The organism is Pantoea agglomerans NBRC 102470 (genome assembly GCF_001598475.1).
Taxonomy (GTDB): Bacteria; Pseudomonadota; Gammaproteobacteria; order Enterobacterales; family Enterobacteriaceae; genus Pantoea; species Pantoea agglomerans.
On record NZ_BCZA01000002.1, the window covers coordinates 534,855 to 560,291 of the forward strand.

19 protein-coding genes and 1 riboswitch are annotated in these 25,437 nt (G+C 58.1%); of the genes, 15 read left to right on the forward strand and 4 right to left on the reverse strand.

The annotated features are described in order from the left end of the window. Positions 1–12: 12 nt before the first annotated feature. The 13 genes from PAG01S_RS06015 to PAG01S_RS06075 all read left to right on the forward strand — a co-directional run bounded on the left by PAG01S_RS06015 (position 13) and on the right by PAG01S_RS06075 (position 19,759). Positions 13–1,251, forward strand: coding sequence for an MdtA/MuxA family multidrug efflux RND transporter periplasmic adaptor subunit (locus PAG01S_RS06015; protein WP_062758050.1), 1,239 nt, complete (start codon positions 13–15; stop codon positions 1,249–1,251). After that, entirely contained in the window at positions 1,251–4,373 is a 3,123-nt protein-coding gene (locus PAG01S_RS06020; protein ID WP_062758051.1) for an MdtB/MuxB family multidrug efflux RND transporter permease subunit, read from the forward strand. Before PAG01S_RS06015 ends, PAG01S_RS06020 begins: the two co-directional genes overlap by 1 nt. Further along, complete coding sequence (gene mdtC / locus PAG01S_RS06025) at positions 4,370–7,444, forward strand: multidrug efflux RND transporter permease subunit MdtC (protein WP_031592105.1); 3,075 nt, start codon at positions 4,370–4,372, stop codon at positions 7,442–7,444. The genes PAG01S_RS06020 and mdtC overlap by 4 nt, the downstream gene beginning before the upstream one ends. Positions 7,445–7,494: 50 nt before the next feature. Next, entirely contained in the window at positions 7,495–8,901 is a 1,407-nt protein-coding gene (locus PAG01S_RS06030; RefSeq protein ID WP_010248184.1) for an MFS transporter, read from the forward strand. Continuing rightward, the gene (gene baeS / locus PAG01S_RS06035; RefSeq protein WP_010670989.1) at positions 8,898–10,286 is read left to right on the forward strand and encodes an envelope stress sensor histidine kinase BaeS; all 1,389 of its coding nucleotides are present in this window, start codon (positions 8,898–8,900) and stop codon (positions 10,284–10,286) included. Before PAG01S_RS06030 ends, baeS begins: the two co-directional genes overlap by 4 nt. Positions 10,287–10,292: 6 nt before the next feature. Further along, entirely contained in the window at positions 10,293–11,000 is a 708-nt protein-coding gene (gene baeR, locus PAG01S_RS06040; protein WP_010248188.1) for an envelope stress response regulator BaeR, read from the forward strand. Positions 11,001–11,120: 120 nt separating this feature from the next. After that, positions 11,121–12,503: a prephenate-dependent tRNA uridine(34) hydroxylase TrhP gene (gene trhP / locus PAG01S_RS06045; protein WP_062758053.1), complete on the forward strand. Its 1,383-nt coding sequence runs from the start codon at positions 11,121–11,123 to the stop codon at positions 12,501–12,503. A 220-nt stretch (positions 12,504–12,723) separates the two neighbouring features. Then, positions 12,724–13,623: a lipid kinase YegS gene (yegS, locus tag PAG01S_RS06050; RefSeq protein WP_062758054.1), complete on the forward strand. Its 900-nt coding sequence runs from the start codon at positions 12,724–12,726 to the stop codon at positions 13,621–13,623. Between the two features lie 219 nt (positions 13,624–13,842). After that, positions 13,843–15,057, forward strand: a complete 1,215-nt coding sequence (gene manD / locus PAG01S_RS06055; protein ID WP_010670990.1) for a D-mannonate dehydratase ManD — start codon at positions 13,843–13,845, stop codon at positions 15,055–15,057. 10 nt (positions 15,058–15,067) lie between these two features. Further along, the gene (locus tag PAG01S_RS06060) at positions 15,068–16,078 is read left to right on the forward strand and encodes a Zn-dependent oxidoreductase (protein ID WP_033788256.1); all 1,011 of its coding nucleotides are present in this window, start codon (positions 15,068–15,070) and stop codon (positions 16,076–16,078) included. Between the two features lie 82 nt (positions 16,079–16,160). After that, positions 16,161–17,444 (forward strand): MFS transporter, encoded by a 1,284-nt coding sequence (locus tag PAG01S_RS06065; protein ID WP_010248200.1) that lies wholly within the window; start codon positions 16,161–16,163, stop codon positions 17,442–17,444. 67 nt (positions 17,445–17,511) lie between these two features. Continuing rightward, complete coding sequence (locus PAG01S_RS06070) at positions 17,512–18,972, forward strand: mannitol dehydrogenase family protein (protein ID WP_062758056.1); 1,461 nt, start codon at positions 17,512–17,514, stop codon at positions 18,970–18,972. Positions 18,973–19,072: 100 nt separating this feature from the next. After that, positions 19,073–19,759: a GntR family transcriptional regulator gene (locus PAG01S_RS06075; RefSeq protein WP_010248206.1), complete on the forward strand. Its 687-nt coding sequence runs from the start codon at positions 19,073–19,075 to the stop codon at positions 19,757–19,759. A gap of 52 nt (positions 19,760–19,811) precedes the next feature. Here the strand turns inward: PAG01S_RS06075 and thiD are convergent, their stop codons facing one another. Continuing rightward, complete coding sequence (gene thiD / locus PAG01S_RS06080) at positions 19,812–20,612, reverse strand: bifunctional hydroxymethylpyrimidine kinase/phosphomethylpyrimidine kinase (RefSeq protein WP_010670993.1); 801 nt, start codon at positions 20,610–20,612, stop codon at positions 19,812–19,814. After that, positions 20,599–21,396 carry a hydroxyethylthiazole kinase gene (thiM, locus tag PAG01S_RS06085; protein ID WP_081114145.1) on the reverse strand — a complete coding sequence of 266 codons (798 nt, stop codon included), beginning with the start codon at positions 21,394–21,396 and terminating at the stop codon, positions 20,599–20,601. The genes thiD and thiM overlap by 14 nt, the downstream gene beginning before the upstream one ends. Before the next feature lie 34 nt (positions 21,397–21,430). Next, a riboswitch (TPP riboswitch) is annotated at positions 21,431–21,531 on the reverse strand. 307 nt (positions 21,532–21,838) lie between these two features. Between thiM and PAG01S_RS06090 the strand changes: the two genes are divergently transcribed. After that, a complete protein-coding gene (locus PAG01S_RS06090) occupies positions 21,839–22,036 on the forward strand; it encodes a hypothetical protein (RefSeq protein ID WP_010670995.1) in 198 nt (65 codons plus the stop codon). A gap of 97 nt (positions 22,037–22,133) precedes the next feature. Continuing rightward, positions 22,134–23,093, forward strand: coding sequence for an AEC family transporter (locus PAG01S_RS06095; RefSeq protein ID WP_062758059.1), 960 nt, complete (start codon positions 22,134–22,136; stop codon positions 23,091–23,093). A 54-nt stretch (positions 23,094–23,147) separates the two neighbouring features. Here the strand turns inward: PAG01S_RS06095 and ahpF are convergent, their stop codons facing one another. After that, positions 23,148–24,716 (reverse strand): alkyl hydroperoxide reductase subunit F, encoded by a 1,569-nt coding sequence (ahpF, locus tag PAG01S_RS06100; protein ID WP_010248223.1) that lies wholly within the window; start codon positions 24,714–24,716, stop codon positions 23,148–23,150. Between the two features lie 71 nt (positions 24,717–24,787). Next, complete coding sequence (gene ahpC, locus PAG01S_RS06105; RefSeq protein ID WP_010248225.1) at positions 24,788–25,351, reverse strand: alkyl hydroperoxide reductase subunit C; 564 nt, start codon at positions 25,349–25,351, stop codon at positions 24,788–24,790. Positions 25,352–25,437 lie beyond the last annotated feature (86 nt).

The window sequence follows — 25,437 nt, forward strand, 5'->3', positions numbered from 1 at the left end:
GCACCAACAATCATGAGCACCCGACATCCTGTTATGAAGAAAACCCTTATCGTGCTGGCCCTGATCGCCGTGGCCGCTGGCGGCTATTATGCCTGGCAGCGCCATGCCCAGCCGCAGAGCAGCAGTCAGAGTGACGCACCTGCGCCACGTGGCGGCAAAGGCGGCGGTGACGGTGCCCGTCGTCCCCTCGCGCCGGTTCAGGCCGCTACGGCTACCAGCCAGAGCGTGCCGCACTATCTGAGTGGACTGGGTACGGTGACCGCGGCTAACACGGCCACGGTGCGCAGCCGGGTCAATGGCGATCTGCTGGCAATCCACTTCACCGAAGGGCAGCAGGTGAAAGCGGGCGAGCTACTGGCAGAAGTCGACCCGCGGCCTTATCAGGTGGCGTTAACGCAGGCACAGGGCCAGTTGGCGAAAGATCAGGCGACGCTGGCCAACGCCCGTCGTGACCTGGCACGCTTCGAGAAGCTGGCAAAAACCTCGCTGGTGTCGCAACAGGAGCTGGATACCCAGCGCTCACTGGTCAGTGAAACGCTCGGCACGCTGAAAGCGGATGAGGGAAGCGTCGCCAGTGCGCAGCTCAATCTTACCTACAGCCGGATCACCGCGCCGATTGCCGGCCGGGTCGGGCTGAAACAGGTGGACGTCGGCAACTACGTCACCAGCGGCGACACCACCGGTATCGTGGTGATCACCCAGACGCACCCGATTGATGTGGTTTTTACCCTGGCTGAGAACAGCATCAGTTCCATACTCAAGGCGCAGAAAAGCGGTGAGCCGCTGCTGGTGGAAGCCTGGGATCGCAGTAATCAGAATCTGATCGCCAATGGCAAACTGCTGAGCCTCGATAACCAGATTGATGTCACCACCGGTACCATCAAAATCAAAGCGCGTTTTGATAATCAGGACGACACGCTGTTCCCCAATCAGTTCGTGAATGTGCGGCTGAAGGTCAACACCCTGCAGGATGCGATTGTTATCCCACCTGCCGCGCTGCAGATGGGCAACGAAGGCAACTTTGTCTGGGTGGTTAACAGCGACAACAAGGTCAGCAAGAAAAGCGTGATTGCCGGCTTGCAGGATAGCGAGAAAGTGGTGGTCAGCGCCGGTCTGGAGGCGGGCGAACGCGTCGTGACCGATGGGCTGGATCGCCTGACGGAAGGCGCAAAAGTCGAGGTGGTCGCGCCGCAGAGCAACGCACCGCGCGCTACCCGCGCCACCCTGCCGTCAAAAGGAGAGCGTGAGTAATGCAGGTCATGCCTCCCGATCACAGTGGCGGACCGTCACGCCAGTTTATCCTGCGGCCGGTCGCCACCACGCTGTTGATGATTGCGATCCTGCTGGCCGGGGTGCTGGGCTACCGCTTCCTGCCGGTCTCGGCGCTGCCGGAAGTCGACTATCCGACGATCCAGGTCGTCACGCTCTATCCGGGTGCCAGCCCGGATGTGGTCACCTCCTCCATCACCGCGCCGCTTGAGCGCCAGTTTGGTCAGATGTCTGGCCTGAAACAGATGGCGTCGCAAAGCTCCGGCGGTGCCTCGGTGGTGACGCTGCAGTTCCAGCTGACGCTGCCGCTGGATGTGGCAGAGCAGGAGGTGCAGGCTGCCATTAACTCCGCCACTAACCTGCTGCCCAACGACCTGCCTAATCCGCCGGTCTACAGCAAAGTGAATCCTGCCGATCCACCGATCATGACGCTTGCCGTCACCACGCGCAGCATGCCGCTGACGCAGGTGCAGGACATGGTGGAAACGCGGGTGGCGCAGAAAATCTCTCAGGTCAGCGGCGTCGGACTGGTGACGCTATCGGGCGGTCAGCGTCCGGCGGTGCGGGTGAAAATGAATGCGCAGGCGCTGGCTGCGCTGGGTCTGACCAGCGAAACGGTGCGGACCGCCATCAGCAATGCCAACGTAAATTCGGCCAAAGGCAGCCTGGATGGTCCGACCCGCTCAGTTACCCTGTCAGCCAATGATCAGATGAAATCAGCGGAGGATTATCGCCAGCTGATTATCAGCTACAAAAACGGCGCACCGGTGCGTCTTGGCGACGTGGCGACCATAGAACAGGGAGCAGAAAACAGCTGGCTCGGCGCCTGGGCCAACCGCGATGCGGCGATTGTGCTCAACGTTCAGCGTCAGCCTGGTGCCAATATCATCGCCACAGCAGATAATATCCGTGCCATGTTGCCCGCCCTGACCGCAGCCCTGCCGAAGTCGGTGGAGGTTAAACTGCTCACCGACCGCACCACCAATATTCGTGCTTCGGTCAACGACACGCAGTATGAGCTGATGCTGGCGATGGCGCTGGTGGTGATGATTATCTATCTGTTTCTGCGCAACGTGCCCGCCACGCTGATCCCGGCGGTTGCGGTGCCTCTGTCACTGATCGGCACCTTCGCGGCGATGTACTTCCTCGGCTTTTCAATTAACAACCTGACGCTGATGGCGCTGACCATCGCCACCGGCTTTGTGGTCGATGATGCCATCGTGGTGATTGAGAACATCTCACGCTATATCGAGAAAGGGGAAAAGCCGCTGATCGCCGCGCTGAAAGGTGCCGGCGAGATCGGCTTTACCATCATCTCCCTCACCTTCTCGCTGATTGCGGTCCTGATCCCGCTGCTGTTTATGGGCGACGTGATCGGCCGTCTGTTCCGCGAATTTGCCGTGACGCTGGCGGTGGCGATTCTGATTTCAGCGGTGGTGTCACTGACCCTGACGCCGATGATGTGCGCCAGGATGCTGAGCGCGGAGTCGCTGCGCAAACAGAACCGCTTTTCGCGGGCCAGCGAAGCGATGTTTGATCGTATCGTGGCCGCCTATGGCCGCGGCCTGAAACGGGTACTTAATCATCCCTGGCTCACGCTGTCGGTGGCGCTTGGCACCCTGGTGCTGACGCTGGTGCTGTGGATGATCATCCCGAAAGGCTTTTTCCCGCAGCAGGACAACAGCATTATTCAGGGCACGCTGCAGGCACCGCAGTCGGTCTCCTATGCCAGCATGGCGCAGCGCACCCGCGATGTCGCCTCCATCATCATGAAAGATCCGGCAGTGGAGAGCATGACTTCGTTTGTCGGCGTGGATGGCACCAATGCCTCGCTGAACAGCGCGCGTCTGCAGATCAACCTCAAACCGCTGGATCAACGCGACGACCGCATTCCTGCCATTCAGCAGCGCCTGCAACAGCAGGTCAGTGAGGTACCGGGCGTGCAGCTGTGGCTGCAGGCGGTGCAGGATCTCACCATCGATACCCAGGCGAGCCGCACGCCCTATCAGTTCACGCTGCAATCGGGTTCACTGTCGTCGCTCAGCACCTGGGTTCCGGCGCTGCTGACCCGTCTCAGTACCCTGCCACAGCTGCGCGATGTCAGCAGTGACTGGCAGGATCAAGGACTGGAAGCCTATGTCAAAGTGGACCGCGACAGCGCCAGCCGCCTCGGCATCAGCATGGCGGATGTCGATAACGCGCTGTACAACGCCTTTGGTCAGCGGCTCATCTCCACCATTTATACCCAGGCGAACCAGTATCGGGTGGTGCTGGAGCAGGACAATAGTGCCACTCCAGGCATGGAGAGCCTGAATGCGATTCGCCTTAACAGCAGCGACGGCGGCAGCGTACCACTGAGCGCCATTGCCCGCATTGAACAGCGCAACACGCCGCTCAGCATTAATCATCTCGACCAGTTCCCGTCGGCGACCTTCTCCTTCAACGTGGCTGACGGCTATTCGCTGGAAGATGCGGTGAAAGCGGTGTCGCAGGCTGAAGCCGAGCTTGGCATGCCCGCAGAGCTGATGACGCAGTTCCAGGGCAGCACGCTGGCGTTTGAGGCGGCGCTGAGCAGCACCGTCTGGCTGATTGTGGCGGCCATTGTGGCGATGTACATCGTGCTGGGCGTGCTTTATGAAAGCTTTATTCACCCCATCACGATTCTCTCAACGCTGCCCACGGCGGGTGTCGGCGCGCTGCTGGCGCTGATGCTCAGCGGCAATGAGCTGGATATCGTGGCGATAATCGGCATCATCCTGCTGATCGGCATCGTTAAAAAGAACGCCATCATGATGATCGACTTTGCGCTGGCGGCCGAACGTGAACAGGGTATGAAGCCTGTTGATGCCATCTATCAGGCCTGCCTGCTGCGCTTCCGCCCGATTCTGATGACCACGCTGGCCGCCCTGCTCGGCGCGCTGCCGCTGATGCTCAGCACCGGCGTCGGTGCCGAACTGCGTCATCCGCTGGGGATTGCCATGGTCGGCGGGCTGATTCTGAGCCAGGTGCTGACCCTGTTTACCACCCCGGTGATCTACCTGCTGTTTGATCGACTGGCGCACGCCACCCGCCGCCGCTTTGCCCGCACGGAGGCCGCAGAGTGAAGTTCTTTGCCCTGTTCATCAACCGGCCCGTCGCCACCACCCTGCTGACGCTGGCCATCGCACTGGCGGGGATGCTGGGTTTCCGGCTGCTGCCGGTGGCGCCGCTGCCGCAGGTTGATTTTCCGGTGATCGTTATCTCGGCTTCGCTGCCGGGTGCCGCACCGGAGATCATGGCGTCGTCGGTGGCCACGCCGCTGGAGCGCTCGCTGGGACGCATCGCGGGCGTCAGTGAAATGACCTCCACCAGTTCGCTGGGCAGCACCCGCATCATTCTGGTGTTTGATTTTGATCGCGACATCAACGGAGCCGCGCGCGATGTCCAGGCCGCGATTAACGCGGCGCAAAGCCTGCTGCCTACCGGGATGCCGTCGCGCCCGACCTATCGCAAAGTGAACCCTTCAGATGCGCCGATTATGATCATGACGCTGACTTCGGATACCTATAATCCGGGTCAGCTCTACGATTACGCCTCGACCCAGCTGGCGCAGAAACTGTCACAGATTGAGGGCGTGGGCGACGTCACCGTGGGCGGCAGCTCGCTGCCTGCGGTCCGCGTGGCCCTGAATCCACAGGCGCTGTTTAATCAGGGCGTCTCGCTGGATGCGGTGCGCACCGCCATTTCCAACGCCAATCAGCGACGGCCGCAGGGCGCACTGGATGATTCGCAGCAGCGCTGGCAGTTGCGTACCAATGACGCGCTGCAGACCGCCAGTGAGTATCAGCCGCTGATAGTGCATTACAACAACGGCGCGGCGGTCAGGCTGTCGGATGTGGCGACAGTCGAAGATTCAGTGCAGGACGTACGCAACGCCGGGATGTCGCGCGGTAAACCGGCGGTGCTGCTGCTGATCCGCAAAACGCCTGAAGCCAACGTCATCGATACGGTGGACCGCATCCGCGCCGAAATGCCGCTGCTGCATGAGGTGATCCCGGCCGCCATCGATCTGCAGATCGCTCAGGATCGCTCACCCACCATTCGCGCCTCGCTGCATGAGGTGGAGCAGTCGCTGGTGATCGCCGTGGCGCTGGTGATTCTGGTAGTGTTTGTTTTCCTGCGTTCAGGCCGCGCCACGCTGATCCCCGCCGTCGCGGTGCCGGTTTCACTGATCGGCACCTTTGCCGCGATGTATCTGTGTGGCTTCAGCCTCAACAATCTGTCGCTGATGGCGCTGACCATCGCCACCGGCTTTGTGGTGGATGATGCGATTGTAGTGCTGGAGAACATTGCCCGACACGTAGAAGCGGGCATGAAGCCGCTGGCCGCCGCGCTGAAAGGGGTGCGTGAAGTCGGCTTTACCGTGTTGTCGATGAGCCTGTCACTGATTGCCGTGTTCCTGCCGCTGCTAATGATCGGCGGACTGATTGGCCGCTTCTTCTCAGAATTTGCCATTACGCTGTCGGTGGCTATCGTCATCTCGCTGTTTATCTCGGTCACCCTGACGCCGGTGATGTGCGCCTATCTGCTGAAGCCGCACGCGCCGCGCAGTCAGCCGCGTCAGCGCGGCGCAGGCCGGCTGCTGATGGCGATCCAGCAGGGCTATGGCCGCTCGCTTAGCGTGGTACTGAACCATGCGCGCTGGGTGATGGTGCTGTTTTTCGCCACCATCGTCCTTACCGGCTGGCTGTTTGTTCATATTCCGAAAACCTTTATGCCGGAGCAGGATACCGGACGACTTTCCGGTTTCATCTCTGCCGACCAAAGCATTTCGTTTCAGGCGATGCGCAGTAAATTGCAGGATTTTATGGAGATTGTCGGGGCCGATCCGGCGGTGGAGAGCGTGGTGGGCTTCACCGGCGGTATGCGTACCAACAGCGGCTCCATGTTTATCTCGCTGAAGCCGCTGTCAGAGCGGAAAGAGAGCGCAGTGGAGATTATCGCCCGCCTGCGCAACAAGCTGGCGAAAGAACCCGGGGCGAGTCTCTATCTGAATGCGGTGCAGGATCTGCGCGTCGGCGGTCGGGAATCGAATGCCGGTTATCAATATTCCCTGCTGTCGGACGACCTCAACGCCCTGCGTGAGTGGGAGCCAAAAATCCGTCAGGCGTTCTCTGCCCTGCCGCAGCTGGCGGATGTGAACTCCGATCAGCAGGATAAAGGCAGCGAGATGGCGCTGACCTATGACCGGGAAAGCATGGCGCGGCTTGGCATCGATGTCTCTCAGGCCAATGCCCTGCTGAATAACGCCTTTGGTCAGCGTCAGATCTCCACCATCTATCAGCCGCTTAACCAGTACAAAGTGGTGATGGAGGTCGATCCGCGCTACACCCAGGATATCAGCGCCCTTTCGCAGATGTTCGTGATAAACAGCGAAGGTAAAGCGATTCCGCTGTCGTGGTTCGCCCACTGGCAGCCCGCGAATGCGCCGCTCTCGGTCAATCATGAAGGGCTGTCTGCCGCCTCGACCATCTCATTTAACCTGCCGGAAGGGGTGTCGCTGTCGCAGGCGTCGGAGGCAATTGAACGCACCATGACCGCGATTGGCGTGCCCTCCAGCGTGCGCGGCAGCTTTGCCGGTACGGCGCAGGTGTTTCAGCAGTCGCAAAGCAATCAGCTCTGGCTGATGCTGGCGGCGATTGCAGCGGTCTATATCGTGCTGGGGATCCTTTATGAGAGCTATGTCCATCCGCTGACGATCCTCTCTACCCTGCCCTCGGCGGGTGTCGGTGCGCTGCTGGCGCTGGAGCTGTTCGATACGCCCTTCAGCCTGATTGCGCTGATCGGTATTCTGCTGCTGATCGGTATCGTGAAAAAGAACGCCATCATGATGGTCGATTTTGCGCTGGAGGCAGAGCGCAACGGCCAGCTCAGCGCGCGGGAAGCGATTTTCCAGGCGTGCCTGTTGCGCTTCCGGCCGATTATGATGACGACGCTGGCGGCGCTGTTTGGCGCACTGCCGCTGGTGCTGACCAGCGGCGACGGCGCAGAGCTGCGTCAGCCGCTGGGGATTACCATTGCAGGCGGGCTGGTGATGAGCCAGCTGCTGACGCTCTACACCACGCCGGTGGTCTATTTAATGATGGATAAGTTGCGCCGTAAAAAACGCCCGCTGGCCGCCGCGCAGCAGCCGTAACAGGTATGGCGGCAGCAGGCATCGGACGTGACGCCTTTATCGGGGGATCGATGAGTACGCAAAGCACTAACGTCCGCTGGCAACTGTGGATTGTTGCCATCGGCTTCTTTATGCAGACGCTGGATACCACCATCGTGAATACCGCGATCCCGTCGATGGCGCACGATCTGGGTGTCAGCCCGCTGCACATGCACTCGGTCATCGTCTATTACGTGCTGACGGTGGCGGTGATGCTGCCGGTCAGCGGCTGGCTGGCCGACCGTTTTGGCGTGCGCAACATTTTCTTCTGCGCGATTGTGCTGTTCAGCCTGGGATCACTGCTGTGCGCCCTCTCCGGCACCCTCGATCAGCTGGTGCTGTCGCGGGTGGTTCAGGGGATTGGCGGGGCCATGATGGTGCCGGTGGGTCGCCTGACGGTGATGAAAATCGTGCCGCGCGAGCAGTATATGTCCGCCATGACGTTTGTCACTCTGCCCGGCCAGATTGGCCCGCTGCTGGGTCCGGCGCTGGGCGGTGTGCTGGTGGAGTACGCCAGCTGGCACTGGATCTTTCTGATCAATATCCCGGTCGGCATTGCAGGCGCTATCGCCACCCTGATGCTGATGCCCAACTACAGCATGCAGACGCGGCGCTTTGATTTCGGCGGTTTTATCCTGCTGGCCGCCGGAATGGCAACCCTGACGCTGGCGCTGGATGGTCAGCGCAGCAGTGGCGGCTCTCCGCTGCTGCTGGGTGCCATGATCCTCATTGGTATGTTCTCTCTGCTGTTCTACCTGATGCATGCGCGCAGCAATGATAATGCGCTGTTCAGCCTGAAGCTGTTTGATAATCGCATCTACTCCATCGGCCTGCTCGGCAGTTTTACCGGCCGCATCGGCAGCGGCATGCTGCCCTTTATGACGCCTATCTTTCTGCAGCTCGGCATGGGTTACAGCCCGTTTCATGCCGGTCTGATGATGATTCCGATGGTGCTGGGGAATATGGGGATGAAACGCATTGTGGTGCGCATCGTCAATCTTTATGGCTACCGCAACGTGCTGGTGATGTCGACCGTGGCGCTGGCGCTGGTGGTCCTGCTGTTCCCGCTGGTGGCAATTCTGGGCTGGGTCTGGCTGCTGCCACTGGTGCTGTTTCTGCAGGGCATGGTCAACGCCATCCGCTTCTCTTCAATGAATACCCTGACGCTGAAGGAGCTGCCCGATGAGCTGGCGTCCAGCGGCAACAGCCTGCTGTCGATGATTATGCAGCTGTCGATGAGTATCGGCGTTACCGTGGCCGGGCTGCTGCTGGGGGCATTTGCTCAGGAGAGCGCAGCAAACAGCACGGCGGAACATCAGATGTTTATTTATACCTACCTTTGCATGTCGCTGATTATCATCCTGCCCGCGCTGGTGTTCTGGCGCGTGCCGCCACAGGTGAGTACCAACGTTGATTTGCGACGCCGGAGAAAAAAATGAGAGATAACCTGCGCCTGGGCATCGGGGCCAAACTGTTTATGGCGATTTTCGCCACCTGCATGCTGGTGCTGATTACCATGCACTGGGGGGTTCGCCTCAGTTTCGAGCATGGCTTTGTCGACTACATTAAGCGCGGCAACGAGCAGCGGTTAAATCTGCTCAGTGATGCCCTGGCCGATCAGTATGAGCAGCACGGCAACTGGGATTTTTTGCGCCACAACGACCGGCTGGTGTTCACCATGCTGCGTTCGCTGGAGCAGAATCCCGACAGTAACAGTCAGCTGCCGCCGCACGGCTGGCGCACCCAGTTCTGGATCCTCGATCAGCAATATAAAGTGCTGGCCGGGCCAAAATCGCCGGTGCCGCCCGAAGGCACGCGACGCAATATCACCACCAGCAATAATAAAGTGGTCGGCTGGGTCATCGGCTCGCCGCCGGAGCGGCTGACGCGCAGCACCGACATTAACTTTGATCAGCAGCAGCGGCGCACCAGCTGGATTATCGTCGGGCTGTCCACGCTGCTGGCGGCGCTGGCAACCTGGCTGATGGCGCGCGGTCTGCTGGCTCCGGTCAAACGGCTGGTTGACGGCACCCATCATCTGGCGGCCGGTAATTTTGCCACCCGCGTTGAGGTCAGCAGCCGGGATGAGCTGGGCCAGCTGGCCAGGGACTTTAACCTCCTTGCCAGCTCGCTGGAGAAAAATGAGAGCATGCGCCGCGCCTTTATGGCCGATATCTCCCATGAATTACGCACACCACTGGCGATCCTGCGCGGTGAACTGGAAGCGATGCAGGATGGCGTGCGCAAACTGACGCCGGAAGCGATCGCCTCGCTACAAAGCGAAGTGGTGGTGCTGACCAAGCTGGTCGACGATCTGCATCAGCTGTCGCTGTCCGATGAGGGCGCCCTTGCCTACCGCAAACAGGCAACCGATCTGGTGCAGCTGCTGGAAGTGACGGCAGGCAGCTTTGCCGAACGCTATCGTGCACACGGGCTGACGCTGAAACTCAATCTGCCCGATAACGCCCCCTTCTTTGGCGATCCCGACCGCCTGATGCAGTTGTTCACTAATCTGCTGGAGAACAGCCTGCGCTACACCGACAGCGGGGGCCGGGTTGAAGTGACGCTGAACTATGAGGCACCCAACTGGCGCATCGAGTTTGATGACAGCGCACCGGGCGTGGATGGGGAACATCAGGCCCAGATTTTTGAGCGCTTCTTCCGCACCGAAGGCTCGCGCAATCGCGCCAGCGGTGGCTCGGGCCTGGGACTGGCCATCTGTAAAAATATCGCTGACGCGCATGGCGGCGATATTCATGCGGCGCACTCTGATTTAGGTGGACTGAAAATCGCGCTACACTTGCGCTATGTTCCCCTTGTGTAGACGCTTATGAGCCTGGAAAACCACGACCCGCTGATTCTGGTGGTCGAAGATGAGCCGAAACTGGCGCAGCTGATGATCGATTATCTGCATGCCTCGAACTACCGTACCCATCACATCGCCGACGGTAACGCGGTGCTGGAGTATGTGCGCCAGACGCCACCCGACCTGATGCTGCTGGATTTGATGCTGCCAGGCACCGACGGTTTAACGCTGTGCCGTGAAATCCGTCGTCATTCCGAACTGCCGATTATTATGGTCACCGCCCGCACCGAGGAGATCGATCGGCTGCTGGGGCTGGAGCTGGGCGCGGATGACTACATCTGTAAACCCTTCAGCCCGCGTGAAGTCGTGGCGCGAGTTAAAACGATTCTGCGCCGGGTAAAACGGTCGGCGGAAGAGCCGCAAAGCGCCTCGTTACTTCGCGTCGATGAGAGCCGCTTCTTCGCCAGCTGGCGCGACAAGCCGCTGGATCTCACGCCGGCGGAGTTCCGTCTGCTGAAAACGCTGTCGCTGGAGCCGGGCAAGGTCTTTTCACGCGAACAGCTGCTTAACCATCTCTATGATGACTACCGCGTGGTCACGGACCGCACCATCGACAGCCATATAAAGAACCTGCGGCGCAAGCTGGAGACTCTCGATAGCGAGCAACCTTTTATCCGCGCCGTCTACGGCATGGGCTATCGCTGGGAAGCCGATGCCTGTCATTTGATCTAGTTTGATCCCGATCAATTTACTTCCCTTTTCTCACTGCCTACAATTCCGCACCTTTTGCAGGGCTTAACTGCCCTGCACCTGCCGCCTGAGGCGACATGCTGACCTGACATCAGTGAGAAAATCATGAAACCCGAACTGCTTTCCCCCGCTGGCACCCTGAAGAACATGCGTTACGCGTTTGCTTATGGTGCCGATGCCGTCTATGCCGGCCAGCCGCGCTACAGCCTGCGGGTGCGCAACAACGAATTCACCCACGAAAACCTCGCACTGGGCATCAGTGAAGCGCACGCGCTGGGTAAAAAATTCTACGTGGTGGTGAACATTGCGCCGCACAACGCCAAGCTGAAAACCTTTATTCGTGACTTAGCGCCGGTAGTGGCGATGCAGCCCGACGCGCTGATTATGTCCGATCCCGGCCTGATTATGCTGGTGCGCGACGCTTTCCCGACGATGCCTATTCATCTGTCGGTGCAGGCCAATGCGGTTAACTGGGCCACGGTTAAATTCTGGCAGCAGATGGGGCTGAGCCGGGTGATTCTGTCACGCGAGCTGTCGCTGGAGGAGATCGCCGAGATCCGCCAGCAGGTCCCGGAGATGGAGCTGGAAGTCTTTGTCCATGGCGCGCTCTGCATGGCCTACTCCGGTCGCTGCCTGCTCTCCGGCTATATGAACAAACGCGACCCGAATCAGGGAACCTGCACCAACGCCTGCCGCTGGGAGTATAAAGTGGCGGAGGGTCAGCAGGATGAGGTGGGGAATATCGTTGGTATCCACACGCCTGTCGCCGTACAGGATGTGACGCCAACGCTGGGCGTTGGTCAGCCCACCGACAAGGTGTTTCTGCTGGAAGAGAAGATGAAGCCCGGCGAGGTGATGAGCGCGTTCGAAGATGAGCACGGCACCTACATCATGAACTCGCGGGATCTGCGCGCGGTTGCGCACGTGGAGCGGCTCAGCGAGATGGGCGTTCATTCGCTGAAGATTGAGGGACGCACCAAGTCCTACTACTACTGCGCCCGCACCGCTCAGGTTTATCGCCGGGCGATTGATGATGCCGCTGCCGGTAAGCCGTTTGATCCCTCACTGCTGTTAACCCTGGAAGGCCTGGCACATCGTGGCTATACCGAAGGCTTCCTGCGCCGCCACACTCACGACAGCTACCAGAATTATCAGCAGGGCTTTTCGGTGTCCGACCGCCAGCAGTTTGTCGGCGAATTCACCGGTGAACGCCGGGGCGAATGGGCTGAAGTGGCGGTGAAGAATAAGTTTATGCTGCACGACAGCGTGGAGATCATGACGCCTCAGGGGAACCTGAATTGCCAGCTGGACGCGCTGCAGAATGCGCGCGGCGAACCCACTGAAGTTGCGCCGGGCGATGGCCATCGCGTCTGGCTGCGGGTGCCAGAGGAGGTGGATCTGCGTTTTGCACTGCTGCTGCGCAACTTTGATCACGGTGAAGATACCCGGGACCCTCATAATCGTTTACCAACGGAAACATTTTGAGGAAATCAGAACAGGATCACAGACCCTTGCGCGGTGCTGCTTTATAGTCCCGCCTGCTGCTAACGAGTAACAACAAACGGCAGATTTACCAGGAACCACCTCATTTACCCGCCCGGCTCCCCCGTGCGGGTTTTCTTTTTTCTCTCTTTCGCCAATAATTTACTGCTGGCAGCTGTGTTATAAATCCCTTCTTACTCTGTAGATCTTCAAGGAACGCAAAATGGATAATAAACCGCTTACGCTGCTCATCCTGAATGGGAAAGGCGCGGGTAATGATGATCTGCGCGAAGCTATTACGACCCTGCGTGAAGAAGGCTTCGACATTGCGGTGCGTGTCACGTTTGAAAAAGGTGACGGCGATCGGTACGTCAAAGAGGCCATTGCACTGCAGGCCGCGACCGTGGTGGCGGGTGGCGGCGATGGCACCATCAATGAAATTGCGACAGCGCTGGCTTCTTCTGAAGCGGATCATCGCCCGGTGCTGGGCATCCTGCCGCTGGGTACCGCCAACGATTTTGCCACCAGCGTCGGCATCCCGGAAGAGATGGAACTGGCACTGCGACTGGCGATTCAGGGCAAAGCCAGTGCCATCGATCTGGCCAGGGTAAACCAGAGCCACTACTTCATCAATATGGCGACCGGCGGGTTTGGTACCCGTATCACGACTGAAACCCCGGAAAAGCTGAAGTCGGCGCTGGGTGGCGTCTCCTACTTTATTCACGGCCTGATGCGCATGGATACGCTGAAACCGGATACCTGCGAGATTAGCGGCCCCGATTTCGCCTGGCAGGGTGATGCGCTGGTGATCGGTATCGGTAATGGTCGTCAGGCGGGCGGCGGTCAGCGGTTGTGCCCTTCTGCCCTGATCAACGATGGCAGACTGGACGTCAGTATTGTCACCGCACAGGAGCTGCTGCCTACCCTGCTGCACTCGCTGACCGGCGACGATGACAATCCCGGCATCGTCACCACGCAACTGGAGTCACTGACGATCCGTTCTCCGCATGAGATGACCTTTAACCTTGATGGCGAGCCGCTTTCCGGGCGCGAATTCGTGATTGAGGTGATGGCGGGCGCGCTGAGCTGCCGCCTGCCGCCGCAGTGCGCGCTGCTTGCCTGAACCAACATCAGGGGCGAAAGCCCCTTTTTTATTGCTGCCAATAGCGCCTATTTTGTTCGTAACATTCCCCCTGCTGCCTCGCTTTATGACGCCTTAATCGCCGTTTTCAGACAATGTAAACACTCTGTGATTCCGTTCACAACTCTGCCACCCTAACTTGTATGGTAGTATTAAAGAGCGTACTTTTTCATCATTGAACGCTGACTTAAGGCAACCAGGATGAAAATTGTTAAGGCAGAAGTATTTGTAACCTGCGCAGGCAGAAACTTTGTCACCGTAAAGATCACCACCGATCAGGGTCTGACCGGCATTGGCGACGCAACGCTGAATGGCCGTGAATTACCGGTCGCCTCCTACCTGAAAGATCACGTCTGCCCGCAGCTGATTGGACGCGATGCGCATCAGATCGAAGACATCTGGCAATATTTCTACAAGGGCGCTTACTGGCGTCGTGGCCCGGTCACCATGTCCGCTATCTCGGCCGTCGATATGGCACTGTGGGATATCAAAGGCAAAGCCGCCAATATGCCGGTGTATCAGCTGCTGGGTGGCGCATCACGCACCGGCGTGATGGTCTATTGCCACACCACCGGCCACTCTATTGATGAAGTGATGGATGACTACGCGAAGCACAAAGAGCTGGGCTTCAAAGCGATTCGCGCGCAGTGCGGCGTCCCGGGCATGAAAACCACCTACGGCATGGCGAAAGGCAAAGGTCTGGCCTATGAGCCTGCAACCAAAGGTAACTGGCCGGAAGAGCAGCTCTGGTCAACCGAGAAATACCTCGATTTCACCCCGAAACTGTTCGCCGCCATCCGTGACAAGTTTGGTTTCGACGAGCACTTGCTGCATGACATGCATCATCGCCTGACGCCAATTGAAGCGGCGCGTTTCGGCAAGAGCGTGGAAGATTATCGCCTTTTCTGGATGGAAGATCCGACGCCTGCTGAGAATCAGGAGTGCTTCCGCCTGATCCGCCAGCATACCGTTACGCCGATTGCCGTGGGTGAAGTGTTCAACAGCATCTGGGATTGTAAGCAGCTGATTGAAGAACAGCTGATCGACTACATCCGCACCACCATTACGCATGCGGGCGGCATTACCGGTATGCGGCGTATCGCTGATTTTGCCTCGCTCTATCAGGTGCGCACCGGCTCGCACGGTCCTTCTGATCTCTCCCCTGTTTGCATGGCGGCTGCACTGCACTTTGACCTCTGGGTGCCGAACTTCGGTGTGCAGGAGTACATGGGCTTCTCCGAACAGATGATGGAGCTGTTTGATGCTAACTGGACCTTTGACCAGGGCTACATGCATCCAGGCGACAAACCCGGTCTCGGCATTGAATTCAACGAGAAACTGGCGTCGAAATATCCCTATGAACCTGCCTATCTCCCGGTCGCCCGTCTTGAAGATGGCACCCTGTGGAACTGGTAAGGAGAAGCTGATGAAAAGCGTTGTTATTGAACAGCCGGGTGAACTGGTGGTGGCTGAACGTCCGCTGCCACAACCTGCGGCGGGCGAAGTCCGGGTCAAAGTGGCTTATGCCAGTATCTGCGGCTCTGATGTGCATATCTGGCACGGGCATAACCCGTTCGCGAAATATCCACGGGTAATTGGTCACGAATTTTTCGGCGTCATTGACGCGGTGGGCGACGGTGTTGATCCGGCCCGGCTGGGCGACCGCGTGGCGGTGGATCCGGTGGTGAGCTGCGGCAGCTGCTATCCCTGCTCGGTGGGCCGTCCCAATGTTTGTACCACACTGCAGGTGATTGGCGTGCACCGTGATGGCGGCTTCAGCGAGTTTGCGCTGGCTCCGGCAAAAAATGCCTTTTCCCTGCCGGACAGCATCCCCGATCGGCTCGCCAGTCTGGTTGAGCCTTTCACTATCGCCGCCAATATCACCGCGTTTCTCAAACCGCAGCCAGACGATGTGGCGCTGATTTACGGTGCCGGTCCGATGGGGCTCACTGCGATTCAGGTGCTGAAGGGCGTCTATAAGGTTAAAAAGGTGATGGTGGTGGATCGCCTGCCGGAAAGGCTGGCACTTGCAGAGCAGAGCGGTGCGGATCAACTGTTCGATAACAGCGAAATCCCGCTGGCGGCACAGCTTGAGGGCGTGCAGCCTACGCTGATTATCGACGCGGCCTGCCATCCCACCATTCTGGCTGAAGCAGCTGCCCTCGCCTCACCGGCCGCGCGCATTGGCCTGCTGGGTTTCTCCGGCGAGCCGTGCAGCATTACTCAGCAGAGCCTGACCAGCAAGGAGCTGTCGCTGTTTACCTCACGTCTTAACAGCAATCGTTTCCCCCAGGTGATCGAATGGATGGAAAAAGGGTTAATCCAGCCAGAGAAACTGGTCACGCACTACTTCCCGCTGCAGGAGATTGAGCGTGCGATGACCCTGTTTGAAAAAGATCCGCGCACCTGCTGCAAAGTCATACTTCAGATGGGTTAATTATCCGCTGAACACCAGGTCTCCTCAGCCGGTGCGTACCCGCCGGCATGACTATAAAGATAAAACAGATCACGGAGTTTGTATGTTCAAGAATCTGCGCTGGACCCTCGTTTTGCTGCTGTTCCTGGTTTACATGATTAACTACCTCGATCGTGTCGCCCTGTCGCTGACGGTGCCGCTGGTGGAAAAAGATCTGGCGATCAATGCTGAGCAGTTTGGCATGATCTTCGGCAGCTTTTTCTTTGGCTATGCCCTGTTTAACTTCCTTGGCGGCCTTGCTACTGACCGCTATGGCCCTAAAATCGTGCTGGCTGTGGCGGTAGGAGCCTGGTCCATTTTCTGCGGCATGACCGCACTGGCCACCGGCTTCTGGTCACTGCTGATCCTGCGTGTGCTGTTCGGCATGGCTGAAGGCCCGATCTGCTCCTCGGCCAACAAAGCGATTAACGGCTGGTTCCCGAAAAAACAGGCCGCGACGGCCATGGGCTTACTGAGTGCCGGATCACCTTTAGGTGGTGCGGTCGCTGGCCCGATCATTGGTTATCTGGCGCTCGCCTATGGCTGGCGTCCGGCGTTCGTGATTGTCTGCTGCATCGGTCTGGTGTGGATGGCATTCTGGCTCTTCTTCGCCGCTGACAATCCGGCGAAGAGCAAGCGCGTCAGCGAAGAGGAACGTCTGCTGATTGATCGCCTGAAAGCAACGAATCCGAATGATGAAGTTGATCTGTCGGAAACGTCACATCCGTTTGGCTACTACCTGCGCCAGCCGATTATCCTGGTCACCGCTTTTGCCTTCTTCTGCTACAACTACATTCTGTTCTTCTTCCTGAGCTGGTTCCCGGCCTACCTGGTGCAGGCGCACGGCCTGGATATCAAATCGATGAGCATCACCACTATGATCCCGTGGATCGTCGGTTTCGTTGGCCTGGCGCTGGGTGGCTGGATCTCCGATAAGATCTTTAACATCACCGGCAAGCTGTTGTTGTCCCGCAAAATTGTGCTGGTGGTCTCACTGCTGGCCGCCGCAATTTGTGTGGCGCTGGCGGGTACGATAAAAGATGTGGTGCCTGCGGTAATTATGATGTCGGTGTCGATTTTCTTTCTCTATATCACCGGCGCAATCTACTGGGCGATTATTCAGGATGTGGTGCACAAGAGCCGTATCGGCAGCATCAGCGGCTTTATCCATCTGGTGGGTAGCCTCTCCGGCATCATCGGGCCCATCGTCACCGGGTTTATTGTTCATCACACCGGTAAATTCGATAGCGCCTTTATCCTGGCGGGCTGTGTTGCCGCGCTGGGCGCCTTCCTGGTGTTATTTGTGATTCGCAGTCCGAAAACCCAGGATAAACCGGTTTCGGTCTGAGTGTTGTTTCGCTAACAGATGTATGATTTCGGGGCGCTTTGCGCCCCGTTTGCCATAAGGATGGACTATGTTACAGATTGATCGCCTGCCCGCTGAAGTCAAGCGCCCCGCTTACGACCGCAGCCAGTTAAAAACCCGCATGGTACATATCGGTTTTGGTGCATTTCACCGCGCCCATCAGGCGCTCTGCAGCGATAAGCTGGCTGAACAGGGCAGCGACTGGGGATATTGTGAAGTGAACCTCAACAGCGGCGCGTTGATTGAGGCCCTGCGAGAGCAGCATCTGCTTTATACCCTCACCGAGATGGCCGATGATTCATTGCATACCCGGGTGATTGGCGTCATTACTCAGGCACTGCACGGCAAAAGTGACGGTATTGAGGCGGTGATCAATGCCATGAGCCAGCCTGAGGTGGCGATTGTCTCCATGACTGTCACCGAGAAAGGCTATTGTCACCAGCCAGCCAGTGGCAATTTAAATCCCGATCACCCTGACATCGTGCATGACCTGCAGAATCCTGATTCGCCGCGTTCGCTACCCGGTCTGATTCTGGCCGCAATTCGCCGCCGACGGGATCAGGGCTTACCCGCCTTTAGCGTGATGTCCTGTGACAACATGCCGGAAAACGGTCACGTGACCCGCAACGTTGTTGTACAACTGGCACAGCATCAGGATCCGGCCCTGGCAGACTATATTCAGCAACACATTACCTTCCCCTCCACCATGGTGGATCGTATCGTTCCGGCCATGACCGATGCGGCGTTTGCGGCACTAGGCGCGCGTCTGGGTTCCGATGACCCGGTTGCGGTTGAAGCGGAGCCCTTTTTTCAGTGGGTGATTGAAGATAACTTCGTCAATGGCCGTCCGGCGTGGGAAAAAGCGGGCGCAGAACTGGTCAGTGACGTTCTGCCCTATGAAGAGATGAAACTGCGCATGCTCAATGGCAGCCACTCTTTCCTGGCCTATCTCGGCTTCCTGGCAGGTTATGAATACATAAGCGACTGCGTGGCCGATTCCCATTTCCGCGCTGCCGCCCGTTCACTGATGATCGATGAACAGGCGCCGACGCTGCGTACCCAGGGCGTGGATCTCAACGCCTATGCCGATTCGCTTATCGCCCGTTACGAAAACCGTGCCATTAAACATCGCACATATCAAATCGCCACTGACGGATCGCAAAAATTGCCACAACGCATGCTCGACAGTCTGCGCTGGCACCTGCAGCGCGGCAGCCGCTGCGACCTGCTGCTGCTGGGCGTGGCAGGCTGGATGCGCTATGTCGGCGGCGTCGATGAACAGGGTCAACCGATTGAGATCCGCGATCCGCTGAAAGCCACGCTGGCAGAGACGGTTGCCGGTAGCGAAGAAGGCGAAGCGCGTGTCCGTGCGCTATTGGGTCTGCGCGACATCTTTGGCGAAGATTTAGCGCAGAACGCCGATCTGGTGGCCCGACTGACGACGTATTACCAGCAACTGACGACTCAGGGCGCGCGGGCGACGGTGCAACAGTGTATGAGTCAGGCATAACAGCCTGGTGACAAAGCGCTGGCGCAGATGCAGCGCGCTGATTAGACTGACACTTTCCCATCGCGCTGGCCCCTGCCAGCCGTAATATGGATATTGCTGCATGTCGATCGCCTATACCATTACTACCAGCGAACCGGTAAATCAGCAGATTTACCGGTATCTGCGCAAAGATATCGTCACCTGCGCAATTCAGCCGGGCTCGCTGCTCTCGGAAAAAGAGGTGTCCGCGCGCTTCAACGTTTCACGCCAGCCGGTGCGTGAAGCGTTCATCAAGCTGGCCGAAGCCGGACTGGTACAGGTATTGCCGCAGCGTGGCACTTTCGTGCGCAAAATCTCCGCTAAGCGGGTGGCGGATGGCCGCTTTATCCGGGAGGCAGTCGAGGTGTCGGTGGTTCGCCGTGCGGCACTGGAGATTGATGATCCGGCTCTGATGGCACTGGAGCATAACCTGCAGCTACAGCGCATGGCCGCTGAACGGCATGACAGCCAGGCTTTTCTCACTCTGGACGATGAGTTTCATCGCCTGATTGCTGAAAGCATTGACTGTAAGCTGGCCTGGGAAACGGTGGAGAACATCAAAGCGGCCATGGACCGGGTGCGGTTTCTGACGCTGAGTGAAGTCTCTCCACCGGACAAGCTGATTGAGCAGCATGAAGAGATTTTTGCGGCGCTGAAGCGTCATGACGCCGATGCAGCCGAAGCGGCAATGCGTCGTCATCTGCAGGAGATGATCTTCTCTATCACCCCGATTGCCGAGCGTAACAGCGCCTGGTTTGAAGCACCCTGAACCTGAAACCGCCCGCACCACCTGATTACCAGGTCGATGCGGGCCTTCGTCGTTACCACCACTGATGAAAATGGTGAACCGGCCCGATACCCTTCCCGACCTCCAGCGAATCCGCCTGTAGCAACGCCTGCTGTAACCAGTTTTTGGCTTCCCCAATCGTCTCTGCCCAGTCAGCATGACGTGGTCGCAACGCGGCTAAGGCTGCCGACAGCGTACAGCCGGTGCCGTGCGTATGACGGGTATTCACGCGCGGCGTACTGAATCGCTGCTCTGCTGAGTGCGTGATCAGCCAGTCCGGGCTCTCTGCCGCCGCAAGGTGACCGCCCTTCATCAGCACGGCCTGACAGCCCAGTGCCAGCAATGCCCGTCCCTGCTCGCGCATTTCCTTTTCATCTGCCGCAATGGCGCAGTCCAGCAACGCCGCCGCTTCCGGCAGATTAGGCGTGATCAGCGAGACCTGCGGCAATAACAGCTCCCGAACACTGGCTACGGCGTCTGGCGAGAGCAGCGCATCACCACTTTTCGCAACCATGACCGTGTCCAGCACGATAAACGGGATTGCCGCATTGCTCAGCCGGGCCGCAACCTGCTCCACGATAGCTGTTTCTGACAGCATGCCAATTTTTGCGCTGTCGATGCGCACATCACTGAGCACCGAATCGAGCTGGGCAGCAACAAAGTCAGGCGTAATGCGATAAACCGACTGCACGCCGCAGGTGTTCTGTGCCACCAGCGCGGTGATGACGCTGGTGCCATAGGCTCCCAGAGCGGAGAAGGTCTTGAGATCGGCCTGAATCCCTGCGCCGCCGCTGGGATCGGTACCCGCAATCGTCAGAGCGTTAATACGCTTCATGATTACCCTCCAGCGTCCAGAGTGCATCAATAAACGCCGTGGCAAAGCTGCCGGGGCCGGCAGCCTGCGCCGCTGCCTTTTCACCCGCCAGCGCCATCACCTGACAGGCGGCCGCGACATTCATCAGCCGATCGCCAGGCAGAGAGCTGAAACCCGCCACCACTGCCGAGAGGGCGCAGCCGGTCCCGACTACCCGTGTCATTGAGGGGTTTCCACCGTGTACAGCAAGGAGTCGCTGACCATCGGTGGCGTAGTCCACTTCACCGGTGACGACCACCAGCGTGCTCCAGGTTTCCGCGAGCTGTTGGGCCGCATCGAGTGCGGCATCCGCCTGATGCAGCGTGTCGACACCGCGCCCGCCGCTGGCCTGTTGTGCCAGCGCCAGAATCTCTGACGCATTCCCCCGAATCACCGCCGGTTGCTGGTTTAACAACTGCTGGCAGAAGTCACTGCGCAGCGTCAGCGCGCCGACGGCAACCGGATCGAGTGTCCAGGGCGTGCCCGCCTGATTAGCCGCGGTGACGGCAGCCTGCATCGCCTGCTGGCGATCGCGGGTTAAGGTGCCCACGTTAATCAGCAGTGCATCGGCCATGCTACTGAACTGGGCAGCCTCAGCGGCATCGATCACCATCGCCGGTGAGGCATGGAGTGCCAGCAACACGTTGGCGGTGAAGTTCTGGACCACGTCATTGGTCATACAGTGCACCAGCGGTGACTGGCGCCGGAAAGCGTGCAGAATGGGCGCGAAGTGCGCGGCAGAAAGGTGTTGAGATTGATGTGTCATGGTAGCTCCCAACCGGCGAACAAGAAGGCGAATGCGGTCAGGCATCAGACTTCCCTACGCTGGCATTATCCAGTTCAGGTCAGCGGGTTTTTCTCAGCCCTTTCCGTGTGGAAAGCGGCACCCCGAGTCATCTTACGGCTTGCAGCATAGGCAAGCCGCGCAGCGAAAGCAAGCGACTCCCGCCTGGGAAATAATCAGAGCTGAAACAATTCACATGATCCCGATCAACGCCTGAGGGTGCAAAAAAAGGCTTAATGCTGCGGGTTAACGAGATACCTCTTTATAGGTAGTCCCGCTTATTACCCGGATGGGTAATATTTCCCGCAGTGACTCTGGTTACCCCATAATAATTAACCTGCTTGCAGCATCATCGTAAAAAACACTTTATTTCATGGGGTTAGAAAACTCCTGAAGCGGAACTTCATACTATTCAGGATGTATGATGCGATTTTTAGCGCTTATTCCACACCGCCATCGATGGCAGGATATTAATATTGAACGCAGGGGTGCCGTGGCACCCAATGGCAGACAGTACCTCTCCACCTATATCTCCGCCCGTTGCACAGGCTGTGGCGAAATTATTCACCGGGTCTATTATCGCGACATCAGCGATCGGCAGGCGCGCCGCTGGTTAGGTTAGCGTCCCGGCAACGGTCATTCCGGACACAGTTCAGGTTAACAGTTAGTTAGCAATTTGTTAGTCTGGTAACTAATCATCGTCTGACCAGACTCTCTCTATGCCACTGCTGTTTGAAAGCTTAAGCCATCAAATTTACCTGTCAGCCCCGCTGTTTATCCTGATCCTGCTGGGGTACTGCCTGACGCGCCTCGGGAAATGGCCCGCCAGCATCAGCGAAGGGATGAACCGCTTTGTGTTTAACGTTGCTCTGCCCTGCATGCTGTTTCGGGTAATGAGCACCTTCTCGCAAAGTCCGCCGGTGGATGCGCGCCTGTTGCTGGCCTTTTTCGGCAGTTGCCTGCTGGTGTTTATCGTGGGGCGACTGCTGGCAACAAGGCTGTTTAATCTGGATGGCGTAGCGGCGTCGGTTTTTGCGCTGGGCGGCATCTTTTCCAATAACGTGATGCTGGGGATCCCGGTGGCCACGGTACTGCTGGGGCCAGAAGCCCTGCCCCCGGTGGCGCTGGTGCTGGTTTTTAACAGCCTGATCCTCTGGACCTTACTGACCGTTTCGGTCGAGTGGGCAAAACAGGGCAGCTTCTCGCTGGAAGGACTCTGGCGCACCCTGCTCGGCGTGCTGAAGAATCCGCTGATCATCGGTATTCTCAGCGGTACAGCCTGGAGCTTTCTGCAACGTCCCTTGCCGCTGCTGGCCGCTGAACCGCTAAAGATGCTGGCCTCACTGGCTGCACCTCTGTCGCTGGTGACGCTGGGCATGAGCCTGGCACACTATCGGGTGCGGGATGGCTTAAAAGAGAGCTATACCATCTGCCTGCTGAAGCTGGTGCTGCAACCGATGACGGTATGGGCTATCGCGTGGCTGACCGATCTGCCGCCGCTGGAGAGTAAAGTGGTGGTGCTGCTGGGATCGATGGCAGTCGGGGTTAACGTCTATCTGATGTCGCAGAAGTTCAATGTCATTACCGGCCCGGCGGCGGCGAGCATGCTCTATTCTACCGTGTTTGCGGCGGTTACAACGCCAATCTGGATGATGCTGATGACGCTGGCGGGCTATTAACAAAAAAGCCCCTCAGCACACGTGCTGAAGGGCTATTGTATGGCTAACTAAATGTTACTCTGCCGATTTGGTACGAATCAGATAGTCAAAAGCACTCAGTGAGGCTTTAGCACCTTCGCCGCTGGCGATGATGATCTGCTTGTACGGTACGGTGGTGCAGTCGCCCGCGGCGAACACGCCTTTCAGGCTGGTTTCGCATTTACCATCGATGATGATCTCACCCATTTTGTTGCGCTCAACCGCACCTTCCAGCCATGGGGTGTTTGGCAACAGACCAATCTGAACGAAGATACCGGAGAGCGGCAGCTCATGAGTGGTCTGCGTCGTGCGATCGATATAGTGCAGGCCGGTGACTTTGGTACCGTCGCCTTTCACTTCGGTGGTCTGGGCGTTCAGGATCACATCCACGTTCTTCAGGCTGCGCAGCTTATCCTGCAGCACCTGATCGGCGCGCATCTCACCAGCAAACTCCAGCAGCGTAACGTGTTCAACGATACCGGCCAGATCGATGGCCGCTTCCACGCCGGAGTTACCGCCGCCGATCACCGCCGTGCGTTTGCCTTTAAACAGCGGGCCATCGCAGTGTGGGCAGTAGGTCACGCCTTTGGTGCGATACTCTTCTTCACCCGGCACGCCCATGTTACGCCAGCGTGCGCCGGTCGCCAGGATGATGCTGCGTGATTTCAATACTGCGCCGGAGGCGGTTTCGATGGCGTGCATTCCGCCCTCTTTCGCTGCCGGGATCAGTTTGATGGCGCTCTGGCTTTCAATGACGTCTACGTTGTAATCATCCACGTGTGCGCGCAGTGAACCGGCCAGTTTTGCCCCTTCGGTTTTCGGTACGGAGATATAGTTTTCGATATCGACCGTGTCCAGCACCTGGCCGCCAAAACGCTCACCCAGCAGGCCGGTACGGATACCTTTACGTGCTGAGTAGATGGCTGCCGCTGCGCCCGCCGGGCCGCTGCCGATAATCAGGACTTCATAGGCGTCACGCTTGTTCAGCTCTTCCGCTGCACGTTTGTCGGCATTGGTATCCACTTTGCTGACGATTTCCGCCAGGCTCATGCGACCCTGACCAAACTCTTTACCATTGAGGTAAACCGCTGGCACGCCCATCACGTTACGTTCCTGAATCTCGTTCTGGAACAAGCCACCGTCGATAGCGGTGTGGCTGATGCGCGGGTTAATCACCGCCATCAGGTTCAGCGCCTGTACGACGTCAGGGCAGTTATGGCATGAGAGTGAATAGTAGGTTTCGAAATGGAAGTCGCTGTCCAGCGCGGCAATCTGATCCAGCAGGCTTTGTGCTTCTTTCGACGGATGCCCACCGGTCTGTAACAGTGCCAGCACCAGTGAGGTAAATTCGTGACCCAGAGGTGAACCGGCAAAACGCGGGCCGCTGTTCGAACCTGGGTTGGTGATCAGAAATGAGGGCTTACGCACCTGACGATCGTTCTCTTCGCGGAAGCTGACTTTGTCAGACAAACCGGCGATATCAACCAACAGTTCACGGATCTCGGTTGATTTTGCACCTTCGTCCAGCGTGGCAATCAACTCAACAGGTTTGGTTAATTTCTCAAGGTAAGCCTTGAGCTGGGTTTTCAGATTTGTGTCGAGCATAGTGATATCCTGGTCAAAAAATCGGGTGCCGCAGCACCCGATTGGAGAATGGTCGAAAGGCCGAAGCGGAATTAGATTTTGCCAACCAGGTCCAGAGACGGAGCCAGTGTTGCATCACCTTCTTTCCATTTAGCCGGGCACACTTCACCTGGGTGAGAAGCCACGTACTGAGCCGCTTTCACTTTGCGCAGCAGGTCAGAGGCGTCACGGCCAATGCCTTCAGCAGTGATTTCGATTGCCTGGATAACGCCTTCCGGGTCAACGATAAAGGTACCACGGTCAGCCAGACCTTCGTCTTCGCGCATAATTTCGAAGTTACGGGTCAGCGCGCCAGTCGGATCACCGATCATCGTGTACTGGATTTTCGCGATGGTGTCAGAAGAACCGTGCCAGGCTTTGTGGGTAAAGTGGGTATCGGTAGAAACGGAGTAGATATCTACGCCCAGTTTCTGGAACTCTTCGTAGTGATCAGCCACGTCGCCCAGCTCGGTCGGGCAGACGAAGGTGAAGTCAGCTGGATAGAAGAAGAACACACTCCATTTACCTTCAACGTCTTTCTCGGTTACGTCGATGAATTCGCCGTTTTTGAATGCTGCGTTTTTGAACGGCTTGATTTTGGTATTGATAATAGACATCTGGTGGCCTCCGTTAAAATATGTGATGCAGGTTACATAATTTCCGGGCCAACATCTAATATGCAGTCGTTATCAATTTGATTAAC